The organism is Sinomonas sp. (assembly GCF_051955515.1).
Lineage (GTDB): Bacteria > Actinomycetota > Actinomycetes > Actinomycetales > Micrococcaceae > Sinomonas.
The window spans coordinates 1-3,738 of the sequence record NZ_JBQCGQ010000071.1 but is presented as its reverse complement, the minus strand read 5'-3'; the positions used below and the strand labels follow the sequence as shown (position 1 = coordinate 3,738).

Below are 3,738 nucleotides of genomic sequence, written 5' to 3'. Positions count from 1 at the left end.
GTTCTCATGGAGGGCGGCCAGGCGACGTTCCTCGACGTCGACCACGGCACCTACCCGTTTGTGACGTCGTCGAACCCGACGGCGGGCGGAGCCTCGGTGGGCTCGGGCATCGGCCCGACGCGCATCTCCCGCGCGATCGGCATCATCAAGGCCTACACGACCCGCGTGGGCGCTGGCCCGTTCCCGACCGAGCTGTTCGACGAGATGGGCGCCTACCTGCAGAAGACTGGCGGTGAGTTCGGCGTGAACACTGGCCGCCCTCGCCGCTGCGGCTGGTACGACTCCGTGCTGGCGCGCCACGCCTCGCGCGTCAACGGCTTCACGGACTACTTCCTGACCAAGCTCGACGTGCTCACCGGCATCGAGCGGATCCCGGTGTGCGTGGCGTACGACGTCGACGGAGTCCGCCACGACGAGATGCCGATGACGCAGACCGAGTTCCACCACGCCAAGCCGATCTTCGAGTACTTCGACGGCTGGACCGAGGACATCTCGGGTGCGCAGTCCCTCGACGACCTCCCCGCCAACGCGCGCGACTACGTCCTTGCCCTCGAGAAGCTCTCCGGCACCCGATTCTCGGCGATCGGCGTCGGTCCCGACCGCGACCAGACGATCGTGGTCCGCGACCTCATCGACTGACGAGGCCGAGGAAACCGGTGCAGAAGTCGGGACGAAAGTCCCTCAAAAAAAGTTCTGCCATCGCGTAACCTCTGCGACCCTTCGAGCGATAACCTAGTTGAAGCCGGGTTGGAATCTGTCCCCCATCATGTTCCAGCCCGGCTTCTCTGTGTCCGGCGACCTCTCCCTTTAGACTGGGACGGCCATGGCGAGTACTCAACGGAGCGGCCGCAGCGGGCCCGATGCGCTCACAGACGATGACCTTGTGGCGGGCGCCCATGAGGAGCCCGAACTCTTCGCGCGGATTTATGCCGCGCTGGCCCCGGCGGTCGTCGGCTACTTCACGGGGAGGGGTGTCGAGGATCCCGAAGCGCTGATGCAGGACGTGTTCCTCAGCGTTCTCCCGCGCGTGGGGAGTATCGCCGGAGGTGTCGCAGGGCTGCGGACTTTCGTGTTCTCGGTGGCGCACGCTCGGGTCGTTGATCATTACCGGAGAGTCGAGCGCCGGCCCGTGAGCGTGGACTATGACCCGCTCCTGGACGACAGGGCGGCACCGTCGGCGGAGGCCGAGGCCCTCGTGCGGACGGGGCAGACGGACGCCCAGCTGCTCATCGGTACGCTCAAACCGGAGCAGCGTGACGTGCTCATGCTGCGGATCGTGGGGGAGTTGAGCGTGGACGATGTGGCCAACGTGCTCGGCAAGACGCCGGGCGCCGTCAAACAGCTTCAGCGGCGGGGGCTCAAAGCCCTCCGTGAGATGGTTTCGGAAGGGGTGAGCGCACCGTGAGCAGTGAGCGTGGACACGAGACTCCGCACGAGGTGGTGGCGGAGATCCTCGCAGACGCAGGGATGGCGTACGACGACGATCTGGGCCTTGCGCTCGAATCCCTCCGCGCGCTGCGCCCGCCCACGGCGCCGAAGCCGAGCGGGGCGCTGGCCGAGCTCCTCGCTCTCGGCACCTCGGGGAGTGGCGCTGGGACCGCCCCCAGCCGCGCCGCGCGCCGGGCAGCAGACGCGGCCCTGGAGAAGTTCGGGCCGCGGGAGGGCGCCGTCGTCCGCTTTGTGCCCCGCAAGCGGCACAGAGGTGCCATCATCAGCGCCGCGGTTGTTGCCGGCGTCGGCCTGGGCGCCTCGGGCGTAGCCGCCCTCGGCGGGGTCGACTACTCGGCCGATGCGCCTCAGGCCGTGGGACCCGTTGTCACCGCTCCGCTTGCGAACGGGCCGGACATCCACCCCCAAGTTCCTGTCTCAACTCCGCAGCAGGCCGCGGTCCCGGCCCCACCGGTCGCCGTTCAGCCCCCGCCGCCTCCTCCTGCGGGGCCTTCGGCCGCTGATGAGACTTCGCCCACAGCCCCGCGCCACCGGGCGACGCCTCCGGACGAGGTCATCGAGGAGGCCGCCGTGGCGGTCGAGCAGATGGCGCCGGCCGTTCCTGCCGGGCGCCATGTTGACACCCCCGTGCCGGCGCTGCCTGCTCCCGCTGCGGCCGCCGTCCGGAATGCCACGGGCAGAGTCATCGCGGCCCAGGTGTCGGCTGCGGTCTCCCGGGCGGCAGGTATGGCTCAGGCGGCGGCTGCAGCCAAGGTGGTTGCCGCCCAAGCCGCAGTTGCAGCGCATGCCGCGGGCCCCGCTCAGGCGGCCCGCAGCGCCCGCCACGTCTCGCGCTAGGAGCGTTTCTCCGGCGGCCTCGAGAGCTCGCGCATCTCGGCGATCGCCCGATCCATGATCGCCTCCATCGCAGCGTGCGCGTCATCGGGGCGGGAGCGCTGGATGGCCACGGCGACGTCCATGTGCAGCTGGAGCGCCTCGAGGTGCGGCCGCTCGGGCATGAGCCCATGGTGGGTGCGGCCCGTCAGGCCTTCGGCGATCAGCGGGTGGAGGGCCGAGAACATCTCGTTGCCGGACGCCATGAGGATCAGCCGGTGGAACTCGATGTCGAGCTCGAGGAATCTCTCGCTGTCCGTCTCGTTCCCGGCAACCCATAGGTCGCCCGCGAGAGCCAGGATCTCCGCTGCCTGCTCTTGGGGTGCGCGCGTCGCGGCCAGCTTGGCGGCCTCGGGTTCCACGGCGATGCGGAGCTCGGTCAGCGACTGGATCTGAGCGAGCCGGCCTGACGTCTCGAGCCGCCATCGGACGACCTCGGGGTCGTACACGTTCCATTCCGAGTTCGGCAGGACTTGGACGCCGACTCGGCGCCGCATGGTGACGAGGCCCATCGACGCGAGCACCCGGACAGCCTCGCGCACCACGGAACGTGAGACGGCGCATCGCTCTTCGAGCTCCTCGATCTGGAGAACCGTCCCCGACGCGAGGCTCCCGTCCGCGATCGCAGATCCCAGGTCTTCGAGCACCTTCGCATGGAGTCCCGGAGCCGGGTCCCTGGGGGACGAATGGTGGGGGCCTGAGGGCATGGGAACTCCTGGAGATCAGCCGCGATCACATCCTCTACATGATAGCTGTTGCGGTTGTCACACTTTTAGGTATGATCTAACGCGCATCTATGGCGACATAAGCAGATGCAATACACCATCAAGGAGCGACTATGGCGTCCGCCGGCCCTGCCGCGAAGGCTCGTGCACAGCGCGCCGGTCTCCTGCGAGAAAGGCAATGATGGACCAGGCCACCATTCGACGGTTGTCCGACAAGGCAACCGAGGTCCTCCTGAACAAGGACGGCACCACGTCCAGCCGCCGCGGCGGCTGGATGATGATTGCGACCATCCTCATCGAGGCATGGGATCTCTACGCGATCTCCTTTGTCCTCGTCTTTATCACTGCGGAATACCACCCGACCGCGGCCGAGCTCGGGCTCGTGACGGCCGGTGTTCAGGGCGGCGCCCTGATCGGTGCCCTTCTGGGCGGCTTTGTTGCCGACCGATTGGGGCGCAAGCGCGTCTTCATCCTCACGATGGTGCTATTCATCGTGCTGGCGCTTGCTCAGGGCTTCTCCCACGGCGTGTGGGACCTGATCATCATCCGCTTCCTCATCGGCATCCCGCTGGGCAGCGACATCTCCAACGGCTACGCCTACATCATGGAGTCGATGTCCAAGGGCGCCCGCGAGGTGATGGGCAGCCGCTGGCAGTTCATGTTCGGCCTCGGCGAGGTCTTCTCGATCGTG

At 67.8% G+C, this 3,738-nt stretch carries 5 protein-coding genes; 4 read left to right on the top strand and 1 reads right to left on the bottom strand.

Going from position 1 to position 3,738, the window contains the following annotated elements; genetic code table 11:
• From ACTHL9_RS03940 to ACTHL9_RS03930, 3 genes are all read left to right on the top strand, one after another.
• On the top strand, positions 1-639 hold a 639-nt coding region (locus ACTHL9_RS03940), incomplete at its 5' end, for an adenylosuccinate synthetase (RefSeq protein ID WP_440517469.1).
• A gap of 184 nt (positions 640-823) precedes the next feature.
• Positions 824-1,405 carry an RNA polymerase sigma factor gene (locus tag ACTHL9_RS03935; protein WP_440517467.1) on the top strand — a complete coding sequence of 194 codons (582 nt, stop codon included), beginning with the start codon at positions 824-826 and terminating at the stop codon, positions 1,403-1,405.
• Positions 1,402-2,286 (top strand): hypothetical protein, encoded by an 885-nt coding sequence (locus tag ACTHL9_RS03930; protein WP_440517466.1) that lies wholly within the window; start codon positions 1,402-1,404, stop codon positions 2,284-2,286. The genes ACTHL9_RS03935 and ACTHL9_RS03930 overlap by 4 nt, the downstream gene beginning before the upstream one ends.
• On the opposite strand, the gene ACTHL9_RS03925 is transcribed toward ACTHL9_RS03930, so the two are convergent.
• Entirely contained in the window at positions 2,283-3,029 is a 747-nt protein-coding gene (locus ACTHL9_RS03925) for a FadR/GntR family transcriptional regulator (RefSeq protein WP_440517465.1), read from the bottom strand. The genes ACTHL9_RS03930 and ACTHL9_RS03925 overlap by 4 nt on opposite strands.
• A 223-nt stretch (positions 3,030-3,252) precedes the next feature.
• Here ACTHL9_RS03925 and ACTHL9_RS03920 point away from each other — a divergent pair.
• A partial coding sequence (locus ACTHL9_RS03920) for an MFS transporter (protein WP_440517463.1) occupies positions 3,253-3,738 on the top strand: 486 nt, incomplete at its 3' end.